Raw genomic sequence first — 23,822 nt, 5'->3', positions numbered from 1 at the left:
AACATGATAAACTAAAAATCCTTCATGATAGGGAGGATTCAAATTAAATATTCAGAAAATTTAGTACAATCCCACTAAGAAATAGTATTGGGGGGATTGTATGTGAGAACATTGAAGTCAATTTTACTTTGGGGAGTTATTGCAGCAGTAGGAGCCGGTGCTTTTGGTGTAATAGCTTTATCACAAGGTGAAACTATTAATGCTGTATGGCTCTTAGTAGCAGCGGTATGTGTGTATGCAGTTGCTTATCGCTTTTATAGTAGATTTATAGCGAGAAAGGTATTCGGTTTAGATAATAATCGGCAAACGCCAGCTCATACATTAAATGATGGAAAAGATTATGTTCCGACAAATAAATGGGTATTATTTGGGCATCATTTTGCAGCAATCGCTGGGGCTGGGCCTTTAGTAGGACCGATTTTGGCGGCACAAATGGGATATTTGCCAGGGACAATATGGATTATTGTAGGGGTAGTTGTCGCTGGAGCTGTGCAAGATTTTGTCATTTTATTTGCTTCGATGAGACGTAATGGTAAATCTCTAGGTGAAATGATTAAAGATGAGATTGGTCCTGTTACAGGACTTATTGCAATGATTGGTATTTTAGGCATTATGATTATTTTATTAGCAGTATTAGCATTAGTAGTAGTAAAGGCGCTTGTCGGAAGCCCTTGGGGAATGTTTACGATAGCAGCAACGATTCCTATTGCTATTTTAATGGGAGTATATATGCGCTACATTAGGCCCGGACGAGTTGGTGAAGGTTCAGTAATCGGAATTATCCTACTTATACTGTCTCTTATTGGAGGGCAGTATGTAGCGGAAAATCCAGCGCTTGCAAGTATGTTCACGTTTAGCGGAGAAACAATTGCTATTATGCTTATTGTTTATGGATTTATCGCATCGGCATTACCAGTTTGGATGCTTTTAGCACCACGTGATTATTTAAGTACATTTTTAAAAGTCGGAACAATTGTAGGATTAGCAATTGGTATTTTAATTGTAGCACCAGATTTACAAATGCCAGCAGTTTCGAAATTTATTGATGGAACTGGTCCTGTGTTCTCTGGAAACTTATTCCCGTTCTTATTTATTACTATTGCTTGTGGTGCAGTGTCTGGATTCCATGCTCTTGTTTCATCAGGTACGACGCCGAAGATGATTGAGCAAGAGGGACACGCACAGCCAATCGGTTATGGAGCAATGTTAATGGAGTCGTTTGTAGCGGCCATGGCGATGATTGCAGCTTGTGTATTAACACCGGGAACGTATTTTGCAATTAATAGTCCTGCAGCACTTATCGGTACAGATGTCTCGCAGGCAGCTCAAGTTATTTCCTCATGGGGATTTGCTATTACACCAAACGAACTAAAAGATCTCGCTGTAAACGTTGGAGAGCAAACGATTTTATCACGTACAGGTGGTGCGCCAACGTTAGCGATAGGTATGGCATATATTTTCTCACAAGTAATAGGTGGAACGGCCATGATGGCATTTTGGTATCATTTTGCGATTCTCTTTGAAGCGCTATTCATTTTAACAACAATTGATGCTGGAACGCGTGTCGGCCGATTTATGATTCAAGATATTTTAGGGCATGTATATAAGCCATTTGGGAAAACGGATTCTACATTAGCGAATGTAATAGCTACAACGTTATGTGTATTAGGATGGGGTTATTTCTTATATCAAGGGGTAGTTGATCCGCTTGGTGGAATTAATACATTATGGCCACTTTTCGGTATTGCAAATCAAATGTTAGCAGGTATTGCATTATTACTTGGAACGACAATTTTATTCAAAATGGGAAAAAAGGCATATGTTTGGGTGACGCTTATTCCAACTGTCGGATTGCTTATTGTAACGATGACAGCGGGTTATCAAAAGCTATTTCATGAAAACCCTAAAATAGGATTTCTATCCCATGCAAAGGTGTTTCAAGGAGCATTAGATGAAGGGAAAGTGTTAGCGCCAGCTAAAAATGTGGCCCAAATGAAGCAAATTATTTTCAATGATTATATTGATGCGGCACTTTGTGGGATTTTTATGATTGTTGTAATCGCTGTATTAATTTCTGCAATTCGAATTTGGATTCAAGTATTAAGAAATAAGCCGATGCCACTAAAAGAGGCACCATATATCCCTAGAGATGAAAGTGAGTCGAGGAACTATGCTTAAAAGACTACGGCAAGTATGGGGACAAAGGAAACACTTTATTAGCTTACTTGTTGGGGTACCAAGCTATGAAACATATGTAGAGCATATGAAAAAGCATCATCCAGAAGAAGAAGTTGTATGTCAAAAACAATTTTTTGCAGAAGCGCAAGAAGCAAGATTTAATGCAAAGGGCGGAAAAATCTCGCGCTGTTGTTAGTGAAAAGGACGAATTTTCGTCCTTTTTATTTTTTGCTGTTTCACGTGGAACAGCAAAAAATAAATAAAAAGCTTTGGGAATTATAGGTATTTCGTATACAATAAAATAAGGAAAGGGATAGATAGAAAAGTAGGGAGATTATTTTATGTTAAGGGACTTATTTGTAAACACAACCATTATTCTTTCCTTTATTTTTATTGGAGGTCAGCTTTTAAGAGATAAACCGTTAGAAGAAGGGTTCTCTTTTTGGCAGAAATGTGTAGTAGGTATTCTTACTGGAATATTAGGTATATTACTAATGTATTTCGGTGTTCATGTTGGTACCATCCTATTGGATTTACGCTACTTAGCTGTTATTCTAGCCGTTATAATTGGTGGCCCAATAGCGAGTACTATAGCTGTTAGTATGATTTTAGTAACTAGGTTAGTATTTATGGATTATTCATTAGCTTCTCAAGTAGCTTTTTATACAATTATTGCGATAGGGATAGGTAGTATCTTTATTTCGCGTCTAAACCTTTCTCTAGGAGAAAAATGGGTATGGCTACATACATATATTTTATCTATTCTAATTCCCTCACTATATATATGGCTAATTAAAGATATTTACATAGTGGGATTATATTTGGTTTCTAGTGTTATTACAGGCTACATAACATTCATAAGCACAAATTATGTATTACAATCCAATGAGTTATTTCAAAAGATGAAGCAATATGCAACGATAGATGCATTGACAGGTTTAGGAAATGTAAGGCAGTTTGATTTAGAAATGAATCATCATATTGGTAATAAGCGTATGAAAAATGATTCACTTTGTTTACTACTTATAGATATTGATCACTTTAAGTGTGTAAATGATACGTATGGGCATCCTGCAGGAGATGAAGTGTTAAAACAAATAGGTTGTATTTTAAGGGAAGTTTCACCGTTCCCAAATTTGTCCTTTCGAAAAGGTGGAGAAGAGTTCGCGCTTTTGATACCAAAGAAGGGATTAGCTTACGGAATGCATACGGGGGAAAAGGTTCGCACAGCTGTTGAAAACCATTCATTCCAATTGTTAAATGGAGCAAAAATAAAAATTACAGTTTCAGTAGGCGTTTCAGTATATGAAGAATCACCAGAGCAATTTATTCAAGCTGCTGATGATGCATTATATTACTCCAAAAGAAATGGTAGAAATCAGGTTAGTTCTGCATCTTAAAGATAAGATGACCAGAAGAGCTTATAAATAAAAACACCCACAGAGAGGGAAAATACACACTCTGTGGGTGTTTTTATTTATAGGTTAGACAAGCTCTTTTGATACAACGAATTTACGATATGCACCGTGATGTGTTGGGCCTACGTATTCGTTGATCTTGAATGAATAACGGATAGCAGCTGTGATAAATTCTTTAGCAGTTTTTACTGCTTCTTTCACAGGTTTTCCTTTTGCAAGTTCTGCTGTAATTGCCGCAGAATATGTGCAACCTGCGCCGTGTGTATTTGTCGTATCAATTTTTTCTGATTCTAGAATGTCGAATGTCTCTCCATCATATAGGACGTCGATTGCAGTTTCGGTACCAAGCTTGCTACCGCCTTTAATTAGGACATATTTCGCACCTAAAGCATGGATTTTTTTCGCTGCTTCTTTCATGTCTTCAAGAGAATTAATCTTTACGCCACTTAATTGGTAAGCTTCAAATAAGTTTGGTGTGACAACTAATGCCTTTGGAACAAGAACGTCACGTAAGCAATCATTCGTTTCAGGATGTAATGCTTCATCAGCACCTTTACATACCATAACAGGGTCAACTACTACATTTTTGAAATTATGTTTTTCGATTGTTTCTGCAACCATTTCGATAATTTCTACTGATCCAAGCATACCTGTTTTTAAAGCATCTACGCCAACGCCCTCAATTGTCGTTTCTAATTGTGGTTTTAATGTAGAAGCTGGGATTGGGAATACGTTATGTGCCCAACCGTTATGTGGATCCATCGTTACGATTGTCGTAAGAGATGTCATTCCGTACACACCAAGTTCTTGGAATGTTTTTAAATCTGCTTGTATACCAGCACCGCCACTTGTGTCAGAACCAGCGATAGTAAGTGCTTTATTTAATGTCATTATGAAAAGCCCCCTCAGGTGATATAATGAAAACTATGTTTTCACCATTATATCAATGTTACGAATAAGTACAAAGTGAAAAGTAGATGATTTATGTTAGGAACTATGTAAAATCTTGTATGTAGGAGACGAATTATGTTTCAAGAGAATCGTACAAATGAATTAGTTATATTAAAAGAGATTGCAGAAACACTAAATACATCAAATGATACATATCATGTATTGCAAGCAGTACTAGAAAAATTGCTGAGTGTAACAGGTTTAACGACAGGATGGATATTTCTTGCGGATGAAAATGGTAGGTATACAAAATTAATTGATTATCAATTACCGGAGGCACTTACATATGAAAACAAACGTCCGATGTGTGAAGGGGAATGTTGGTGTTTACGTGGCTTTGTGGATGGAAAATTAGAACGAGCTGTTAATATTATTGAATGTAAAAGAATTAATAATGCAATTGAATATAATTGGGGAGATACAGAAGGAATTCTTCATCATGCTACGGTTCCTTTAAAGGCTGGAGGAGAAAAATTTGGTTTGTTAAATGTGGCAAGCCCAGGTAAAACACATTTTTCAGAAGAAGAATTAGTATTGCTTCAATCAGTTGCCTTCCAAATTGGAACGGCTTTAAAACGAGCAAAGTTATATGAAAATGAAAAGCGAAGAGCACATTATTATGTGAAATTAGAACGGTTCATTCAAGTTTTAAGAACGATTCATCAATTTAATATATTGCCTGAAAAAGTTGTAGATCAATTAGGTGAAGTGTTTCAGTGGAATCAAGTCGCATTCTTTATTAGGGAAGAGAAAGAATTATCCTTGCGGGCATCTTATTGCCAGGAAGAATTGCAAGAGGATATAAAAAAAGCAGCGAAAGAAGCATTAGAAAAAGGTGAACCTATTTTATTAAATCATCAAATCAGTCATAAGGTAGCCTCTAATAGGACGGTTATTGCTACACCAATACAGATTCAAACTCACATATTTGGTGTTTTATGTGTTAGTTCAAATAATGGTGAATTTGATGTGAATACGATAGATGTACTTCAAGCAATTACAAATCATATTTCCTTCGTGATAGAAAATTTAAGATTAAATGAGCAACGGCGTGAACTTGTACGAATGGAAGAAAGAAATCGGTTAGCAAGGGACTTACATGATTCCGTCTCACAAAAGCTATTTTCGTTAACCTTTATGACAAAAGGCGCTGAGGCAGTTTTAAAAGGTCAAAATGAAAAAGTGGATCGATCTTTGCATGATATGCGTGAACTAGCGCAAGGAGCTTTAAAAGAAATGAGGACGTTAATTTGGCAACTACGTCCAGCGGGTTTAGAGAAAGGATTATTACCAGCTTTAAAGCAATATGGTGAAAGTTTGGGATTGAAAATTCGGGAACAAGTTACAGGTGTCCGTGATTTACCACGTGTAGTAGAGGAAGCGCTATGGAGAATTGGACAAGAAGCTTTAAATAATGTAAGTAAGCATGCGAATGTTAGAGAAGCGACGATTTATTTCAAAGTGACGGAGAAGAATGTATCATTAGAAATAGTAGATCAAGGAAACGGCTTTGTAGAAAAGGATATAAAAGAGAAGAAATCACTTGGCATGACTACGATGCGCGAAAGAGTAGAATTAATCGGTGGAACAATTAAAGTTGTAAGTGATAAAAAAAGAACAAGTGTAAAAGTAAACGTACCATTATGATGTGAAAATGAGGGAAGTTTGTGAAAATAAAAGTATTGTTAGTGGATGATCATACAGTCGTTTTAAAAGGATTAGCATTTTTCTTAAGTACACAGGAAGATATAGAGTTAGTTGGAGAAGCAAGTAATGGGAAAGAGGCACTAATAAAAGTAAGGGAGACGAATCCTGATGTTGTACTAATGGATTTATATATGCCTGAAATGGATGGTGTTGAGGCGACAGCATGTATTAAAAAAGAATATCCTGATGTGAAAGTAATTGTATTAACTAGCTTTTCTGATCAGGCGCATGTGTTACCAGCGTTAAGGGCTGGAGCAAGCGGGTATATTTTAAAAGATGTAGAACCGGATCAGCTTGTTGAGGCTATTCGAAGTGCATATAAAGGTAATATTCAATTACATCCTGATATAGCAAATGCTCTTCTCTCTCAAACATTACCTGTAGAGGAAAAGGAAGAAGAGCCTTCTATTCAAGTGGATGTGCTAACAGCGAGAGAAAATGAAGTATTGCAGCTATTAGCGAAAGGGATGAGTAATAAAGAAATCGCTTCTGTTTTAGTTATTACAGAAAAAACGGTAAAAGCTCATGTAAGTAGTATTTTGAGTAAGTTGAATTTATCTGATCGTACGCAAGCGGCATTATATGCAGTGAAAAATGGAATTGTATAAGACGAAAGTCGTAAGACCTAGTTCGCCTTTAGAAGGTGGACTTTTTTTATGGAAAAATACGTCTATGTGAGGACGAAATTGTCTTGATATAAAGATAAAATATGTTTGTAAGCAACAAAACAACAATTACAAGGGATACCTTTTTAAAAGCATATAACAACATAAGAGTGAGTAGTAGGAGGAAAAACAATGGCAACAGTTTTATTTGTAAAGGCAAACAACCGCCCAGCGGAACAAGCAGTTAGTGTAAAATTATACGAGGCATTTTTAGCGAACTATAAAGAAGCACATCCAAATGATACAGTAGTAGAACTTGATTTATATAAAGAAGAATTACCATATGTAGGCGTAGATATGATTAATGGTACATTCAAAGCAGGTAAAGGATTTGATTTAACTGAAGAGGAAGCAAAAGCAGTAGCAGTTGCTGATAAGTATTTAAATCAATTCCTAGAAGCTGATAAAGTCGTTTTCGGTTTCCCATTATGGAACTTAACGATTCCAGCAGTATTACACACATATATTGACTATTTAAACCGAGCTGGTAAAACATTTAAATATACGCCAGAAGGCCCAGTTGGTTTAATTGGGGATAAGAAGATTGCATTATTAAATGCGCGTGGCGGCGTATATTCTGAAGGTCCAGCAGCTGAAGTAGAAATGGCTGTTAAATATGTAGCAAGCATGATGGGCTTCTTCGGTGCAACAAACATGGAAACAGTAGTTATTGAAGGACATAATCAATTCCCAGATAAAGCAGAAGAAATCATTGCAGCCGGTCTTGAAGAAGCAGCTAAAGTAGCAAGTAAATTTTAATTGAAAATAGAATCGTCACTCAAAAAAAGTAGCATTAACAGATAAAAGTTAATGCTACTTTTTTATATTTGAATTTCGTTAGCTAGTTTTTCTAACTGAATTCGATCTTGTATGTAATAGGTTCTTCCATCTTTCCTTAAGTAATTTTGTTGGCAAAACTGGTTCAATACATATAAAAGATGACGGTAGCTAACATTTAAGTATTCCGAAACCTCGGTATGTTTTTCTGTATAACTGTTATTTTGTTCTGTTAATAGAATAAACGCCGCTAATCGATTTTCGAACGGATAACTATTATTTTTAGCATAACTTTCTGTTCGGGTAATTGTTTTCTCACCGATAAATTTGCATAGTTTCTGTAGAAAGGTAGCATCTTGTAACAAAAGATGCTGACAATCTTTAAGAGGAAGCGCTAAGCATATACAATTTTCAATTACTTCCACCGTTTTCGTAACAGATTCTACGCCAATTAATCCTAATTCCCCAATGAATGAAGGTGCTTGAATAAAGTTAATTAAGGAGACTTTTCCGTTTTTGTGACTCATATATATTTTTGCTTTCCCAGAAATTAAGTAATAAAGATAAGGAACATCGACCCCTTCATTACATATCTTTTCTCTTTTCTGAAAGGAATGTAGTTCAGCATACGGTAAGATATCAAAAGAAAAAAGAGTATGGAAATTGTAAGTTTGTATGTAATGAGAGATTTCTTCGCTATTTTTGCTGACTTTCATGTTTTCACCTCATGTTTAGTATGAGATATCTCCTATTATTTTTTCAAGAAAGAATGATACGATTTATGTAAATTTGTTTTTGTAGAAAAGAGAGTGTGAAGGGCTTATGAAAAAATATAAAACATTATTATTCGATGTAGATGATACATTGTTAGATTTTCAAAAGGCGGAAAAAGCGGCATTACGTATGCTTTTTGAAGAGAAAGGGATGTCTCTAACTAGCGAGATTGAAGCGCAATATAAAAAAATTAATAAAAGTCTTTGGACTGCTTTTGAAGAAGGTGAAATAAATCGTGATGAAGTTGTAAATACACGATTTTCAATTTTGTTTAAAGAATACGGGGAAGAAGTAGATGGGATATTATTCGAAAATAATTATCGCAGTTACTTAGAAGAAGGAAATCAGCTCATGGAAGGTGCGTTACAATTTATAAATCAAATTCAAAGTGAGTACGATTTATATATAGTGACAAACGGTATTTCTAAGACGCAAGATAAACGATTACGTAATGCAGGATTACATGCCTTGTTTCAAGATATTTTCGTTTCTGAAGATACAGGTTATCAAAAGCCGATGAAGGAGTATTTTGATTATGTTTTTGAAAGGATTCCTAACTTTGCTCCTGAAGAAGGGCTCATTATTGGGGATTCGTTAAGCGCTGATATGAAAGGTGGATATGTAGCGGGAATTGATACTTGTTGGTTTAATCCAGAAAAGAAATTTAATAATAGCGGGATTGTGCCAACATATGAAGTGCAAAATTTTGAAGAGTTATACGCGTTATTGAAGCAACATGTGTAATGAGAATAGGCAGTGGAACTTTTGTCCCTACTGCCTATTTTTATTCGTTTATAGTTTCGTTATTTTTAGGAAGTGGAAATGCATTACCAATTGCTGCTGCCCCAAGCATCGGTAATAGTAAATTGAGCGGGAAAAACATGAGTAATAGTAATGTTATAGCAATTGGTTTTCTTAGTGCATAGCTTGAAATTGCTGTCGTGACGATGGCGACCGAAGTGATTGGGTCTATTGGGGCAATGGACGCTATAGCATATCCGATACTTGACCCAGAAAATATAATTGGGAAAATATGTCCACCGCGCCAGCCTGTATTTAAACAAACAGCAGTAATACATAATTTTAAAACCCCTGAAAGAAGTAGTACCCAGAAGGATAAATGGCTCCATTCAACGACTAAATCTTTTAATTGATGTTCTCCGGAGAATAATGTGTATGGGAGAAAAGTTCCTGCAATCCCTAATAAAATGCCACCGATAATTCCAAGCGATAGTTTGTATTCTTTTAAGGGATGGATTAATTTCTCTAATGTGAACTCTAATTTGAAATAAAAGAATCCAACTATAGCACCAATACTAGCAAGTGGAAGAAATGCAATCCATTCATTAAGAGAAAGAGAACCTTCTCCGAAATTAACGATAAAGGATCCACGATTATCAAATTTACTAAGTAATAAATAAACGGAAAAACCAGCGAAAGTGGTAGCCAAATATACAATTGCTTTTTTTCCTTTAGAGAATTCGTTAATTTGCTCTCCCTCATTTTCACTTGGAGCTAAATAACCGAATAATGGCGCGTTAAAAATTACACTTAAAGTAGCACCAATCCCAACTTCTGTTAGTTCATTCATTCCCTTTAAGGCGAATGTAAAGCGATCCCCGACCCATGTACAAAGCCCACCGATAATGCCAACAAGTGCTGCTTCAGGACCTAAGCTAGCTCCAAATATTAAAACGATAATCGCAGTTAAAGTGGATTTATGTACGAAACGGTATTCAATTCTACCTGTTTTTTTATATTCACTCATTACTTCCGGCATAAGGCGTGGATATGTACCGAAGTATTTTTGAGTTAAACCAACAAGAATACCACCGATAGTTGTTACACAAATGGTGTAATACGGGGGAGAAGAGAAGATAGTAGGTAAGTATCCCCAAATAAAGTGAATGCCGATATTTATTGTAACTAAAAATAACCAGACTGTTGCGCCGACTATAGAGCCTAATAGAATGCCGTATAGGGCGAGTATATAGTGCATGTCTTTCTGGTTTGTCATGTTATACCTCCGTTATATAAGTTTTAATGTCAAAAGGATTAAATATGCTACTGTGAAATGAAATGAAATGAAATGAATATGTATAGTATCTTTTTGAGAGGGTGGCTTATTCAATATATTGAGGTCTCGTGAGAATCTGAAATGTATACAGTTAAACTACTTATTTAATTCTATATATTAATTGAGGGTTTTAAAAGGTCTTTTTCAAATGAATATGGAATATATTTCTTTTGTTATGTACATTAAATTCTTCGTAGTTAATTTAGAACATTCAGAAAAACTGATTGACATTAGGAAATTATTGCTATAAAATCAACGGTAATTGCATAGTCTTATCAAGAAAAGGTGGAGGGACAGGCCCGATGAAACCTTGGCAACAGCCGTATAACGGAATTGTGCCAAATCCTGCAGGTAATAACCCTGAGAGATAAGAAAGAGCCTTTAGAGCGTGTTTTCAAACTGCTCCTTTCTTGTTTTCAGGAAAGGAGCAGTTTTTTATTTTGTATAAAAGAAAGGAGAATAAGAGATGGGAGAATCATGGGGGAAAGGAACAATTTGTGTGCAAGGTGGCTATACGCCAAAGAATGGTGAACCGCGTGTTTTACCGCTTTATCAAAGTACAACGTATAAATACGATACTTCGGATGATTTAGCAGCCTTATTTAATTTAGAGGCAGAAGGATATATATATACGCGTATTGGAAATCCTACTTTAGCTGCATTTGAGCAAAAGCTAGCAGATTTAGAGGGTGGCGTAGGAGCTGTTGCAACGGCTTCTGGGCAGGCTGCTATTATGCTTGCTGTTTTAAATATTTGTAGTAGCGGAGACCACTTGCTTTGTTCTTCCACAGTGTATGGCGGAACATTTAATTTATTTGGAGTGAGTTTGCGTAAGCTTGGTATTGATGTTACATTCTTTAATCCGAATTTAACTGCTGATGAAATTGTGGCCCTTGCTAATGATAAGACGAAACTCGTTTATGCAGAATCGCTAGGAAATCCGGCGATGAATGTTTTAAATTTCAAAGAATTTTCAGATGCAGCGAAAGAATTGGAAGTACCTTTTATCGTGGATAATACATTAGCAACTCCTTATTTATGCCAAGCATTTGAACATGGAGCAAATATTATCGTTCATTCTACGACGAAATATATTGATGGTCATGCAAGTTCGTTAGGTGGCATTGTTATTGACGGAGGGAACTTCGATTGGACAAACGGGAAATATCCTGAACTAGTTGAACCGGATCCGAGTTATCACGGCGTAAGTTACGTTCAAAATTTTGGTGCAGCAGCTTATATTGTGAAGGCACGTGTTCAATTATTAAGAGACTACGGAAACTGTATGAGCCCATTTAATGCGTATATTAGCAATATCGGCTTAGAAACATTGCATTTACGAATGGAGCGTCATAGTGAAAATGCTCTTGCAGTTGCTAAGTGGCTTGCTGATCATGAACGTATTGAATGGGTGAATTATCCGGGATTAAATAGTAATGAAAATTACTCGTTAGCACAAAAGTATTTGAAAAAAGGTGCTAGTGGTGTTTTAACATTCGGCATTAAGGGAGGATTAGAAGCAGCAAAAGAATTTATCGCAAATGTAAAACTAGCAACTCTCGTAACGCACGTGGCTGATGCGCGAACTTGCGTTATACATCCCGCAAGTACAACACATAGACAATTAAGTGTTGAAGATCAGCGCTTAGCTGGCGTCACATCAGATTTAATTCGTTTATCAGTTGGTATAGAAGATGTTTCGGATATTATTGCAGATTTAGAAGCAGCGCTAGTCGGAGGCAAACAACATGCCGATCATAATTGATAAAGATTTGCCAGCTCGCAAAGTGTTGCAGGAGGAAAATATTTTTGTAATGACAAAAGAGCGAGCAGAAGCACAAGATATCCGTGCATTGAAAATTGCTATATTAAACTTAATGCCTACAAAGCAAGAAACAGAAGCGCAATTACTTCGTTTAATTGGCAATACACCGTTGCAATTAGATGTACATTTACTTCATATGGAATCACACCTGTCCCGTAATGTCGCACAGGAACATTTAACGAGTTTCTATAAAACATTCCGTGATATTGAGAATGAGAAATTTGATGGACTCATTATTACAGGAGCACCAGTTGAAACCCTTTCTTTTGAAGAGGTAGATTATTGGGAAGAGCTTAAACGTATTATGGAGTATTCAAAAACGAATGTAACATCTACGCTTCATATTTGCTGGGGGGCACAGGCTGGTTTGTATCATCATTATGGTGTTCAAAAGTATCCTCTTAAGGAAAAAATGTTTGGTGTATTTGAACATGAAGTTCGTGAGCAACATGTGAAATTGTTACAAGGGTTTGATGAGTTATTTTTTGCCCCGCATTCTCGTCATACGGAAGTACGAGAGAGTGACATTAGAGAAGTGAAGGAGTTAACGTTATTAGCCAACTCTGAGGAAGCGGGCGTCCATCTTGTTATTGGGCAAGAAGGAAGACAAGTGTTTGCGCTCGGTCATAGTGAATATAGTTGTGATACGTTAAAGCAAGAATACGAACGAGATCGTGACAAAGGGTTAAATATTGATGTGCCAAAAAACTATTTTAAGCATGATAATCCAAATGAGAAGCCGCTTGTAAGGTGGAGAAGCCATGGAAATCTATTATTCTCTAATTGGCTAAATTATTACGTGTATCAAGAAACCCCTTATGTATTATAAAAAAAGATTGTGTAACACGTGGCAACGTTTTCTTTGTAATGTTTAACTTATATTTTTCCGAATGTTCTAAAAATATTGTTTTTCAGATTTTTTACTCATATAATTTCATCTAAACACAATTTTTGAGGGGTGGACAGTATTATGAAAGAAATTCAAGTTGGCTTATTAGGTCTTGGGACAGTTGGTAGCGGTGTAGTTCGTATCATTACAGATCACCAAGAGCGACTTATACACCAAGTAGGTTGTCCTGTAAAAGTAACGAAAGTGCTAGTACAAAATATTGAAAAAGAGAGAGAAGTAGAGGTACCTTCTACTCTATTAACGCAAAATGCAAATGAAATTTTAGATAATCCAAATATTGATGTTGTCATCGAAGTGATGGGTGGCATTGATGACGCAAAATCATATATTTTACAAGCTTTACAAAGCGGGAAGCATGTTGTGACTGCCAATAAAGATTTAATGGCGTTACATGGAGCGGAACTGTTAGCGGTAGCAAAAGATAATAAAGCAGATTTGTTTTATGAAGCAAGTGTAGCCGGAGGGATTCCGATTTTACGAAGTATCGTAGAGGGACTTTCTTCAGATCTTATTACGAAAGTAATGGGAATTGTAAATGGAACGACAAATTTTATTTTGACGAAAATGTCAGATGAAGGGAGAGCATATAACGACGTGTTAAAAGAGGCTCAGCAACTTGGATTTGCAGAAGCAGATCCAACATCAGATGTAGAAGGTTTAGATGCAGCAAGAAAAATGACGATTTTGGCTACCCTTGGTTTCTCTACAAATGTAGAGCTTGGAGATGTGAAGGTAAAAGGCATTACTTCTATTACAGAAGAAGATATTGAATACAGTAAGAGTTTAGGATACACGATTAAATTAATCGGTCTTGCGAAGCGAGATGGTGAGAAATTAGAGGTTACAGTTGAACCGACATTACTCCCAAATACACATCCTCTTGCGGCCGTGCAAAACGAATATAACGCTGTATATGTGTATGGTGAAGCAGTTGGAGAAACGATGTTTTATGGACCAGGTGCAGGAAGTTTACCGACAGCAACAGCTGTTGTTTCCGATTTAGTAGCTGTAATGCAAAATATTAGATTAGGGGTAACAGGAAATAGTGCTGTAGTCCCGCAATATCAAAAAGTATTAAAAGAGCCAGACGAAATTGTTGTGAAGAAATTTTTAAGACTTCATGTGAAAGATGAAATTGGTGTATTTGCAAAAATTACTTCGTTATTCTCTGAGCGTGGCGTTAGCTTTGAAAAAATTATTCAAATGCCACTTGAAGAGAAAGGAAAAGCTGAAATTGTAATTGTAACGCATCGAGCTTCTCTTGCTGATTATGATTATATTCTACATACGTTGCAAGGGTATGAAGAAATAGATTGTTTGAAAGCAAACTATCGAATTGAAGGGGATGCGAAGTAGCATCTCGTATCATAAAACAGAAAGAGCCTATTAAGCAGCTTGCTTAATAGGCTCTTTTCTATTTAAAATCTTCGTACCAACTTGAATAAATGCTTGTATAATCCAGCCTGTTGTAAAGGATAAAATGATTGTTCCAAAATAGATAGGTCCATCTAATAAGAAGCTTAATGTTAAAAATAAGAATGCTAACGAAATTTCCGTTCTTCTAAATGTCCATTTCTTTTTCTCAGCAACTGTTAAAACGAAAGCTTCTTGAGGTGCTGCACAAAGATTTGTAGAGACGTAAAGGCCAATTCCAGCTCCAACGAATAGATTTCCGCAAATAAGTGTTATATATTTTGGAAGAGAACGGATAGCGTCCATAATAGTTGTAATGGAACCAATCCAATCAACAAAAAGAGAAATAAGAACCATTGTTACAATTGTACCGATCGTAATTTGTTTTTTATTCCAAAAGAGTACGATAAGGGTAAAAGCAAAGTTAATCATGAAAATCCAAAAACCGATACTTATCCCGAAATTTTGATATAGTGCAATAAAGAAGGAATCATAAGGGCTAAGTCCAAAGGAAGTAATTGTCGTCATCATATTAATGCCGATGGCGAGAATAAGTAGACCGCTAATGAAAAATATATGTTCTAATTTGAGTCGAAACATAGTTGTATATCCTTTCAAAAAGTATTTGCTAGGAAAGGATATATTGTGGAAAGCTTACCAGGTCAAGGGAGAATTTTTGTGAGAAGGGGAAAATGAGATGACGAATATAAGAAAGATTGCTGAACTTGCTGGGGTATCTGTTTCAACTGTTTCACGTGTACTAAATAATCATCCATATGTGAATGAACAGAAGCGAAAAGAAATTTTAGCAATTATAGAAGAATTAAACTATACGCAAAATGTGAATGCAATTCATTTAGTGAAAGGGAAAACGAATGTCATTGGCGTTTTATTACCGCATGTAAATGACCAATATTATAGTGCTATTATTGAGGGAATATCAAAGGAAACAGCAAAGAATAATTATAATATGATGCTTTGTCAGACGAATTATAGTGAGGAAAGAGAATTAGAAATTTTGAATATGTTAAAAATGAAAAAGCTTGATGGGGTTATTATATGTTCGCGGGCAAATAGTAAGGAAAAGCTCGAAGAATATACGAAATTTGGTCCTATTGTTATGTGTGAAGAAATAGACTCGAACTACATTTCGAGTGTGCATATTGATTATTATAAAGTGTTTTCGCGCGGGATGAAGAGCTTAATAGATGCGGGGCATACAAGTATTGGGTATTGCATTGGAAGAAGTAACAGTATTAATAGCCAAAGGAGAAAACAAGCATATGAAGATTCGCTTCAACAGATTGCTGTAACACCAATAGAGGCCTGGAAGTTTAAAGGCTGTTTTACGGTGGAAGATGGGCGTAATGTAATTAGGGAATGGGCCTCTATGTCAGTAAAACCAACTGCGTTTCTTGTATCTTGCAACCATATTGCAGCGGGAATGGTAACAGAAGCGAAAAAACAAGGAATTCGTATTCCAGAAGATATTACGATTATCGGTTGTGATGATCAAGATGTGGCACATATTTTAGGCATTACAACGATTTCGTATTGTAGTAAAAATGTTGGCGCAACGGCATTTAAATTATTATATGAAAAGATTAATGATAAGCAAATCGATATAAAGCACGTAGAGTTATTGCCACAATTAGTACATAGGGAAACAACATAATAGATAAGGTTTGAAAATCGCTTTTCAAAATTGCGTTTGGTATAATTATGGACAATCTATGAGGGCTAAAAGGGGTTTTGATATGAGATCAAAAGTAGTTAAAGTAATTCTACTCATTACAATTGCATCTTTCTGTTTATTTGCATATGGCTTTGTTTCAGGTGTAAATGATGTATTAAATCCGAAAGCTTCAAATTTAATTAAAAAGACCGATGTAGTGACAAAGGAGAAAAAGAAAACGGGAACGTTACAAATCGTTAGTTTAGGTGATTCATTAACACGTGGTGTTGGTGATAAAGAAGGAATTGGCTATATTGGACGGATGAAAGAAGATTTACAAAAAGATTATAAGCAAAAGGTCGCCTTAACGAACTTAGCTGTTAGTGGTGCGAAAATGCCTGACTTATTAAAACAAATTGAGAGTAGTGGCGCTCAATATTCAATTAAACAAGCAGATGTAATCGTTTTAACGATTGGAGGAAATGATTTATTTCCAGGCTGGGAATCGCTTGGAAAGATAGATTTAGAAACGTATCGTCCTGATACGGAAACATTCCAAAATGAAGCGAAGAAAATTATAGAAGAAATTCGTAAGTTAAATACAGATAGCCCAATTTTTTGGCTAGGTTTATATAATCCTTTTGAAGATGTAGAAGATTTAAAGGGGTCTTCAAACATTGTTGTAGACTGGAATGCATCTTTAGAAAAATTGGCGGTAAATAATAAAAATGTGTATATTACACCGACATTTGATTTATTCCAAAACCGTGGGAAAGATTTATTATACTCCGATCATTTCCATCCGAATGAAATAGGGTATACATATATGGCGGACCGATTAGTTCAAAATGTTGTAAGTAGATTAAAACTAGAACAAGGAGGGGTAAAATGACGACGATACTTTCCGTACGAGACGTGAAGAAGGTAATTGGAAAGAAGACTCTTGTAGAGAATATTTCCTTTGATGTAACGCAAGGAGAAGTGTTCGGCTTCCTAGGACCAAATGGTGCTGGAAAGACGACTACCATTCGAATGTTAGTCGGATTAATTAAGGCGACAGAAGGTACAATTTCTATAGGTGGTTATTCGATTAAGGAAAATTTCAGAGAAGCGATGCGTCAAATTGGGAGTATCGTTGAAAACCCAGAGTTGTATACATATTTAACTGGATGGGAAAATTTAAAGCAATTTGCCCGTATGTTAGGTGGTATATCAGATGAACGTATTATGGAAATTGCTCAAATGGTTCATTTGGATGAAAGAATTCACGATAAGGTAAAAACATACTCACTCGGTATGAAACAGCGTCTTGGTATTGCGCAAGCGCTTCTTGGAAATCCTAAATTGCTCATATTAGATGAGCCGACAAACGGTTTAGATCCAGCTGGAATTAGAGAGCTTAGAGAATTTATACATAAGCTTGTGAAAGAAGAAAATATGAGCGTATTTATTTCCAGTCATTTGCTAAGTGAAGTGCAAATGATATGTGATCGCGTTGCTATTATTCATAAAGGAAAGATGATAACAGTTGCCAAGGTTGAAGAGTTAATTAAAACAGCAAGTGACCGCGTAGAATGGATTGTTACGCCGATTGGGAAAGCAAAAGATATGCTAGAAGATGCTGAGGAAGTAAGAGAAGTGAGTATAGAAGGTGATCGATTACTATGCCGTATGAATATCGCATCTATAAGTAATTGGAATAAACATTTTGTAGAAAACGGGATAGATGTACATAGCGTTAAAGAACTTGTATTTACGCTAGAAGATTTATTTATTGAACTCACAAGGGGTGAGCAGCATGCGTGAATTTGCGAATCTAGTTTTAAATGAATCAGAAAAAATTTACCGCAAGAAACGTATTTTTGTTGTCATGCTTATTTTAGCAATCTTGATCCCACTTTTTGTGTACGCGCAGTATCGTGAAATAGAGACGACACAGAAAAGGCTCGGTACAACTGATTGGAAGGTTTCATTACAACAGCAAATTGTTGATTCTCAGAACCGGTTGAACAATTCTAGGTTGCCAGAAGAATGGCGTGATTGGTTAAAGGTAAGAGTTGAGCAGCAACAATATTATTTAGATCATGATATTAATCCGATGGCACCGGGTGCACCGACTTTTGTCAGAGCATTTATTGAACAAGGGATTACGTTATTTATTCCGCTTCTCGTAATGATTGTCGCCATTGATATCGTTTCAGGAGAACGAAGTGATGGGACGATGAAGATGTTACTTACGCGGCCGATTCGGCGCTGGAAAATACTCCTTAGTAAATACGTAACGATGTTATTTTTCATTTCGCTCATACTGTTTCTTGTAGGTTTGTTTGCTTACATACTATCAGGGCTTATATTTGGGTACTCGGGATGGAATTTACCTGTTTTAACAGGATTCGTTATTGATAAGGAAACGTTAAATACGAATTTTGTACATCTTATTCCGCAGTGGCAATACATCCTAATGGCGTATGGACTAGCCTGGTTTGTTGCTATCGTTGTCGGAACTATATCATTTATGGTCTCTGTTTTAATTCGTAATACACCAGCTGGTATGGGCGTTATGCTAGCTGCATTAATTGCAGGCGGTATTTTAAGCTCGTTCGCAACATCTTGGGAAGGCGCGAAATATATTTTTAGTGTGAATTTATCATTAACGGATTATTTATCAGGAAAACTACCTGCATTACAAGGTTTATCGATGGAGTTTTCTTTAATGAATTTAACGGTTTGGGCAGTTGTTTCCCTTATTATTTCGTTTGTAGTATTTACAAAACAGGATATGGTGAATTAATTAGACGGGAAGTGAAAGCATGGAAAATGTTTTAAAAAATGATTGGGGGCCATTATTGGCACCAGAATTTGAGAAAGAATATTATCGTAAGCTAGCTGATTTTTTGAAAGAAGAGTACAGTACACATGTTGTTTACCCAAAGATAGAAGATATTTTTAACGCTCTAGAGTATACAAGTTATGAAAATACAAAGGTCGTTATTTTAGGACAAGATCCATATCATGGACCGAATCAAGCGCATGGTTTAAGCTTTTCTGTACAACCTGGTGTTAAAACACCACCATCATTGTTAAATATGTATAAAGAACTTCGAGATGAATATGGTTATGAAATCCCGAATAACGGTTATTTAGTAAAATGGGCGGAACAAGGAGTATTACTACTAAATACCGTATTAACAGTTCGTCAAGGCGAAGCAAATTCTCATAAGGGAAAAGGATGGGAGCATTTCACAGATCGTGTGATTGAACTGTTGAACGAACGTGAAAAGCCAGTTATTTTCATATTGTGGGGGCGCCATGCGCAGGCAAAGAAGAAGTTAATTACGAATCCGAATCATCATATTATCGAATCTGTACATCCAAGCCCATTATCGGCAAGACGTGGTTTCTTTGGTAGTAAGCCATATTCTAAAGTAAATACGATTTTAGCTAAGATGGGCGAAAGAGTAATTGATTGGGAAATTCCAAATTTGTAAATAAAAAAGGTAGTTAACAGTCGTTAACTACCTTTTCATTATTGTTGCTCGTTTTTTAATTTTGCATCTAGTACAAATGTACCAAATGGGATAACCGATGAAACGAATGCCCCAAGTGCCCATAAAATTGATTTACGGTGTACGATTGTTACTTGAATTACTGCGAAGATAAATAAAATAAATAAAACACCGTGAGCCATGCCTGTAATTTTAACAGCTGTTGCAAATCCTGCGAAATATTTTAATGGCATTGCTACAAATAATAGTAGTAGGAAAGAAATCCCCTCAATAAGTCCAATTGCTCTTAATCGTCCGATTGGTGTAGATAACATGTAAAATGGCCTCCCTTAACATATGCTTGTTTATAGTAAATTTGTATTCTTTTTCAAAATAAAATAGTCTATTTTGTTTCATTATATACAAAAAGAAAGTTTACACTACGAGAATAGTGCAAAGTTCAAAATATAGTCACAAAAGCATGGTAATTTAAATAAAAACCTATTTGAAGTGTTTGACTTCAAATAGGTTTTATGAGTGGAAATATTAAACAAGTGCTTCTTTTTTTAGTACGAACTTCTCTACAACCTTTGCTACACCATCGTTCATATTTGTATCTGTTACATAGTTTGCAATTTTTTTAATATCATCAGGTGCATTGCCCATTGCAACACCAAGACCAGCGAATTCGATCATTGCTTGGTCATTATAGCTATCGCCCATTGCGATAACTTCTTCGCGCTTAATGCCAAGTTTTTGAATCAGTTGGTTTAAGCTCGTTCCTTTTGTAACACCAGCTTCAGTAAATTCTAAGAAGAATGGTTTAGAACGCATAACGCTTAATTGTCCTTCTAGTTGTTTTTGTAGTTTTGATTCTACTTCAACAAGGCGTTCAGCCTCTTTATTCATTAATACTTTTACTACTGGCTCTTTAACAGCAGCCTTAAAGTCATCTACAACAACAATTGGCATACCAGTAATATCGCCCTCAATTTCAGTATAAGGATTATTTTCTTCTGTTACGATATCATCGCCAATATAAGTATGAATCCATACATCTTCAGTTTTACTAATTTCAAATAGGTTGTGAACGATTTCAGGAGATAGCGTACTACTAAAGATTTCTTCGTTTGTTTTACAGTTAATAATTTTTGCGCCATTAAAAGATAGAATGAAACTGCCGTATTCTTCTAAACGAAGTTCTTTCGCTACATTGCGCATACCAAATGTTGGACGTCCGGAAGCAAGTACAACTTTTACACCTTGTTCTTGTGCAGTCATTAGAGCTTCTTTCGTGCGAGGTGAAATAGTATGGTCGTCACGTAATAAAGTATCATCTAAATCTAAAACAATCATTTTATAAGTCATATTGAAAAGTCCCTTCTTTATTTAAATCAAATATATGTTCATGGAGATGCAAGGAATAATAGTAAGACATCGAACCTCTTTGAAAAGAAGTAGATTCATTTTTATGAGTGTTTTTCTCATCATATTAATTAATAATCAGTGGGGGATGAAGAAAACCCCACTGATTAAAGTTTCACTTTATCGTAACAACTCTAAAGGTAGAGTGCAATAATGGAAGTTTTCCAATTTACGATACTTGTTTTGCTGTAGAACGAGAAAAGAGTATTTCTAGCAAGATTGCCATTACAGCTCCAAGAACGAGACCATTACTTAGGAACGAAGCTAGAAATGGTGGAAGCGTGGAATATGCTCCTGCTGGAACGAACATAACCCCAATTCCTGTGAAGATTGAAAGACCCGCTACTTTAAATAATCGTTCTTTATCCTGTACCGTTTCGTATTCCCGAAAGGCAAGACCGATCATGCTTGCAAATACAGGATAAATGGCAGCATAACCAACTGCAACTGGGATTGCCGCAAAGAATGAAGTGACCTTTGGGAATATACTAACGACAATAATAAAGCTTGACCCTAATATAAATGGGAGGCGTTTATAAATATTAGTCGTTGCAATAAAACCTGCTGATCCAGAAATAGCGACAGGTCCGATAGCCGAAAACAGGCCGCCTAGTAATTGATTGATTCCTGTTATAATACCGGCCTGTTTAAAACGATCTGATGCAGCATTTTCTTCGTATTTAGAGACAACCTTTTGTACAACGCGAATACTTGCTAACATATTTGTTAGGAGTAAGAGTGTAACGAAAATGACCGTAATTACCATGTTCCATTCAACACGAGGCATTCCGAAAACAAATAAGGATGGAAAACGGATTATGTCTGTCACTGGTGTTATTGGATTAGATAATCCAAAGCATGCGAATAATATCCAGCCGCAAACGATACTGAAAAGAACAGAATATTGTCCGATAATAGGTAGCTTCATGATGAAAAAGGATAGTAAAATAACAATGAGTGAAAGAATAAATACGTTAGGTTGTACTTCTGTATGTTTTCCATCAAGACCGAACATTCCTTTTAAGAAGGAACCACTAAGTTGTGCAACAAGAAGAAATAAGTACGTTCCAATGACTGTTGGTGTAAAATAGCGAACGAGTTTATCAATAAGTCCAAAAACGCTAAGAATAATACAAATGATACCGCTTAATAAGAAAGCATATTGAAGAACTTTAAGTGTCTCATTGTTTGATCCAAATAATACGACACCTAAACTTGCGTAAAGGGAGAAAATTCCCCACCAAAGGCCAGCAGGACCTTCTTGAATAGGAAGTTTATGCCCAAATATAGCTTGCAGTAGACCGGCAAAGCCAAGAACAAATAATGTTCTTTGTACGAATGCAATAGCTTCAGCGCCATCAAGGCCATAACTAGTTGCGACGCTAATTGGTACAATAAGACTCCCAGCTAAAATAAATAGTGCCCATTGTAAGGCGGAAAGAAATGTTTTCATTATATCAACCTCTTTCATAGATTCCGTATCTAGTATATATGTATTTCATTTCCACTGGCAAAGATGTAGATAGAGAAAAGAGTTGAAACACGATATGAATGCACGTAAGCAATTATGGATAGCAGTTATATGTATGACTTTTGTCGTAATGCTAGGAACATTAGGATTTATGACAATTGAAGAGATTAGTTTGTTTCAAGCATTTTGGATGACGATGATTACTGTATTGACGGTTGGATACGGAGATGCGGTACCTATAACGCAGGCAGGGAAAGTATTTGCACTTCTTATTATTCCTGTTGGAGTCGGTATTGTTACGTATGCAATTGGTGTAGTGGCAGCTATGATTATTGAAGGGAACCTATTTCATGCAGTACGGAGGAAGAAGATGGATAAACAAATAGCACAGTTACAAAATCATATTATCGTATGTGGTTGCGGTAGAGTAGGGCTTCAAGTTGTACATGAATTGCAAGAAAAGAAAATTCCATTTGTCGTCGTGGATAAGGATGAAAGCGTATTAGAGAAGGAAAAACTTTTATATGTACATGGAGATGCAACAGAAGACCAAGTGTTACATCATGCTGGGATTTCAAAGGCAGCTGGTTTAGTTGCTATCGTAGCAAATGACGCTGAAAATGTATTTATTACGTTAACGGCAAGAGGATTAAACGATGCAATTAAAATTGTGGCAAGAGCAGAAAAACCAGAAACTGAAGACAAATTAAAGAGGGCTGGTGCAAATAAGGTTATTAATCCATCTAGTATGGCAGGGATTCATATTGCAAAAGGTATTGCGAATCCGTTAACAGTTCATTATATTGATACAGTACTGTATGGCGTGGAGCAGTCATTTGTAATTGAAGAAATTGCAGTCGGCGAAGGCTCTATTTTAGCTAGTAAATCGTTACTAGAGAGTGATGTAAGAAATCAATTTGATGTAACAATTTTAGCGATTTTGAGAAATGGGAATGTTATACATAATCCAACGGGGCAGGAAAAACTGCAAGAACATGATATGATAATAGTATTTGGTTCAGTAGAGAAGCTGGGACAATTTGAGAAAGAAATACAAAGTAAGAGGTGACG

23 protein-coding genes and 1 riboswitch are annotated in these 23,822 nt (G+C 36.0%); of the genes, 16 read left to right on the top strand and 7 right to left on the bottom strand.

The window, feature by feature from the left end:
- The first annotated feature begins 102 nt into the window (after window positions 1–102).
- From cstA to ACTFRS_RS25015, 3 genes are all read left to right on the top strand, one after another.
- Window positions 103–2,178 carry a carbon starvation protein CstA gene (gene cstA, locus ACTFRS_RS25025; protein ID WP_001259569.1) on the top strand — a complete coding sequence of 692 codons (2,076 nt, stop codon included), beginning with the start codon at window positions 103–105 and terminating at the stop codon, window positions 2,176–2,178.
- The gene (locus ACTFRS_RS25020) at window positions 2,171–2,374 is read left to right on the top strand and encodes a YbdD/YjiX family protein (RefSeq protein ID WP_000919824.1); all 204 of its coding nucleotides are present in this window, start codon (window positions 2,171–2,173) and stop codon (window positions 2,372–2,374) included. The genes cstA and ACTFRS_RS25020 overlap by 8 nt, the downstream gene beginning before the upstream one ends.
- A 145-nt stretch (window positions 2,375–2,519) precedes the next feature.
- A complete protein-coding gene (locus ACTFRS_RS25015) occupies window positions 2,520–3,578 on the top strand; it encodes a GGDEF domain-containing protein (protein WP_139868575.1) in 1,059 nt (352 codons plus the stop codon).
- Window positions 3,579–3,662: 84 nt separating this feature from the next.
- Here ACTFRS_RS25015 and pdxK read toward each other — a convergent pair whose 3' ends face one another.
- Window positions 3,663–4,487 (bottom strand): pyridoxine/pyridoxal/pyridoxamine kinase, encoded by an 825-nt coding sequence (gene pdxK / locus ACTFRS_RS25010; protein ID WP_000174249.1) that lies wholly within the window; start codon window positions 4,485–4,487, stop codon window positions 3,663–3,665.
- Between the two features lie 135 nt (window positions 4,488–4,622).
- On the opposite strand from pdxK, the gene ACTFRS_RS25005 reads away from it, so the two are divergent.
- The 3 genes from ACTFRS_RS25005 (at window position 4,623) to ACTFRS_RS24995 (ending at window position 7,678) form a co-directional block, all read left to right on the top strand.
- Window positions 4,623–6,194 (top strand): GAF domain-containing sensor histidine kinase, encoded by a 1,572-nt coding sequence (locus ACTFRS_RS25005; RefSeq protein WP_139868571.1) that lies wholly within the window; start codon window positions 4,623–4,625, stop codon window positions 6,192–6,194.
- A 20-nt stretch (window positions 6,195–6,214) separates the two neighbouring features.
- Window positions 6,215–6,862, top strand: a complete 648-nt coding sequence (locus ACTFRS_RS25000) for a response regulator (protein ID WP_139868569.1) — start codon at window positions 6,215–6,217, stop codon at window positions 6,860–6,862.
- Between the two features lie 189 nt (window positions 6,863–7,051).
- Window positions 7,052–7,678 (top strand): FMN-dependent NADH-azoreductase, encoded by a 627-nt coding sequence (locus tag ACTFRS_RS24995; protein WP_000246724.1) that lies wholly within the window; start codon window positions 7,052–7,054, stop codon window positions 7,676–7,678.
- A gap of 62 nt (window positions 7,679–7,740) precedes the next feature.
- On the opposite strand, the gene ACTFRS_RS24990 is transcribed toward ACTFRS_RS24995, so the two are convergent.
- Entirely contained in the window at window positions 7,741–8,412 is a 672-nt protein-coding gene (locus tag ACTFRS_RS24990; RefSeq protein WP_139868567.1) for a transcriptional regulator YeiL, read from the bottom strand.
- A gap of 106 nt (window positions 8,413–8,518) precedes the next feature.
- Here ACTFRS_RS24990 and ACTFRS_RS24985 point away from each other — a divergent pair, with 106 nt between their 5' ends.
- Entirely contained in the window at window positions 8,519–9,214 is a 696-nt protein-coding gene (locus tag ACTFRS_RS24985) for a YjjG family noncanonical pyrimidine nucleotidase (protein WP_242293755.1), read from the top strand.
- A gap of 40 nt (window positions 9,215–9,254) precedes the next feature.
- Here ACTFRS_RS24985 and ACTFRS_RS24980 read toward each other — a convergent pair whose 3' ends face one another.
- The gene (locus ACTFRS_RS24980; RefSeq protein ID WP_440025319.1) at window positions 9,255–10,487 is read right to left on the bottom strand and encodes a chloride channel protein; all 1,233 of its coding nucleotides are present in this window, start codon (window positions 10,485–10,487) and stop codon (window positions 9,255–9,257) included.
- A gap of 329 nt (window positions 10,488–10,816) precedes the next feature.
- Window positions 10,817–10,921: riboswitch (SAM riboswitch) on the top strand.
- Between the two features lie 92 nt (window positions 10,922–11,013).
- On the opposite strand from ACTFRS_RS24980, the gene ACTFRS_RS24975 reads away from it, so the two are divergent.
- The 3 genes from ACTFRS_RS24975 to ACTFRS_RS24965 all read left to right on the top strand — a co-directional run bounded on the left by ACTFRS_RS24975 (window position 11,014) and on the right by ACTFRS_RS24965 (window position 14,638).
- Window positions 11,014–12,312 carry a bifunctional O-acetylhomoserine aminocarboxypropyltransferase/cysteine synthase gene (locus ACTFRS_RS24975; protein WP_139868561.1) on the top strand — a complete coding sequence of 433 codons (1,299 nt, stop codon included), beginning with the start codon at window positions 11,014–11,016 and terminating at the stop codon, window positions 12,310–12,312.
- Entirely contained in the window at window positions 12,296–13,201 is a 906-nt protein-coding gene (gene metA / locus ACTFRS_RS24970; RefSeq protein ID WP_139868559.1) for a homoserine O-acetyltransferase MetA, read from the top strand. Before ACTFRS_RS24975 ends, metA begins: the two co-directional genes overlap by 17 nt.
- A gap of 141 nt (window positions 13,202–13,342) precedes the next feature.
- Entirely contained in the window at window positions 13,343–14,638 is a 1,296-nt protein-coding gene (locus ACTFRS_RS24965) for a homoserine dehydrogenase (protein ID WP_016719037.1), read from the top strand.
- 30 nt (window positions 14,639–14,668) lie between these two features.
- Here the strand turns inward: ACTFRS_RS24965 and ACTFRS_RS24960 are convergent, their stop codons facing one another.
- Window positions 14,669–15,295 carry a YczE/YyaS/YitT family protein gene (locus ACTFRS_RS24960; RefSeq protein WP_074608035.1) on the bottom strand — a complete coding sequence of 209 codons (627 nt, stop codon included), beginning with the start codon at window positions 15,293–15,295 and terminating at the stop codon, window positions 14,669–14,671.
- A gap of 97 nt (window positions 15,296–15,392) precedes the next feature.
- Between ACTFRS_RS24960 and ACTFRS_RS24955 the strand changes: the two genes are divergently transcribed.
- Genes ACTFRS_RS24955 through ACTFRS_RS24935 form a run of 5 tightly spaced genes read left to right on the top strand, consistent with a single transcriptional unit; the run spans window position 15,393 to window position 19,858 of the window.
- On the top strand, window positions 15,393–16,370 hold the full coding sequence (locus tag ACTFRS_RS24955) for a LacI family DNA-binding transcriptional regulator (RefSeq protein WP_139868557.1): 978 nt from the start codon (window positions 15,393–15,395) through the stop codon (window positions 16,368–16,370).
- A gap of 10 nt (window positions 16,371–16,380) precedes the next feature.
- The gene (locus ACTFRS_RS24950; protein ID WP_205689062.1) at window positions 16,381–17,262 is read left to right on the top strand and encodes an SGNH/GDSL hydrolase family protein; all 882 of its coding nucleotides are present in this window, start codon (window positions 16,381–16,383) and stop codon (window positions 17,260–17,262) included.
- Window positions 17,259–18,176: an ABC transporter ATP-binding protein gene (locus ACTFRS_RS24945; protein ID WP_139868553.1), complete on the top strand. Its 918-nt coding sequence runs from the start codon at window positions 17,259–17,261 to the stop codon at window positions 18,174–18,176. The genes ACTFRS_RS24950 and ACTFRS_RS24945 overlap by 4 nt, the downstream gene beginning before the upstream one ends.
- Complete coding sequence (locus ACTFRS_RS24940) at window positions 18,169–19,161, top strand: ABC transporter permease subunit (protein WP_139868551.1); 993 nt, start codon at window positions 18,169–18,171, stop codon at window positions 19,159–19,161. Before ACTFRS_RS24945 ends, ACTFRS_RS24940 begins: the two co-directional genes overlap by 8 nt.
- Before the next feature lie 19 nt (window positions 19,162–19,180).
- A complete protein-coding gene (locus tag ACTFRS_RS24935) occupies window positions 19,181–19,858 on the top strand; it encodes a uracil-DNA glycosylase (RefSeq protein WP_139868549.1) in 678 nt (225 codons plus the stop codon).
- Window positions 19,859–19,896: 38 nt separating this feature from the next.
- Here the strand turns inward: ACTFRS_RS24935 and ACTFRS_RS24930 are convergent, their stop codons facing one another.
- The 3 genes from ACTFRS_RS24930 to ACTFRS_RS24920 form a co-directional block, all read right to left on the bottom strand.
- Window positions 19,897–20,190 carry a DUF3817 domain-containing protein gene (locus ACTFRS_RS24930; RefSeq protein ID WP_000953390.1) on the bottom strand — a complete coding sequence of 98 codons (294 nt, stop codon included), beginning with the start codon at window positions 20,188–20,190 and terminating at the stop codon, window positions 19,897–19,899.
- Between the two features lie 211 nt (window positions 20,191–20,401).
- Window positions 20,402–21,223 (bottom strand): Cof-type HAD-IIB family hydrolase, encoded by an 822-nt coding sequence (locus tag ACTFRS_RS24925; protein ID WP_139868547.1) that lies wholly within the window; start codon window positions 21,221–21,223, stop codon window positions 20,402–20,404.
- A 226-nt stretch (window positions 21,224–21,449) separates the two neighbouring features.
- Complete coding sequence (locus tag ACTFRS_RS24920) at window positions 21,450–22,733, bottom strand: purine/pyrimidine permease (RefSeq protein ID WP_139868545.1); 1,284 nt, start codon at window positions 22,731–22,733, stop codon at window positions 21,450–21,452.
- Between the two features lie 94 nt (window positions 22,734–22,827).
- Here ACTFRS_RS24920 and ACTFRS_RS24915 point away from each other — a divergent pair, with 94 nt between their 5' ends.
- Window positions 22,828–23,820: a potassium channel family protein gene (locus tag ACTFRS_RS24915; RefSeq protein ID WP_440025336.1), complete on the top strand. Its 993-nt coding sequence runs from the start codon at window positions 22,828–22,830 to the stop codon at window positions 23,818–23,820.
- Window positions 23,821–23,822: the final 2 nt, after the last annotated feature.

It is taken from the genome of Bacillus cereus group sp. MYBK139-1 (assembly GCF_051916915.1).
Taxonomy (GTDB): Bacteria; Bacillota; Bacilli; order Bacillales; family Bacillaceae_G; genus Bacillus_A; species Bacillus_A pacificus.
Note: the sequence above shows the minus strand (reverse complement) of the source record. Positions and strands in the feature narration are given on the sequence as shown.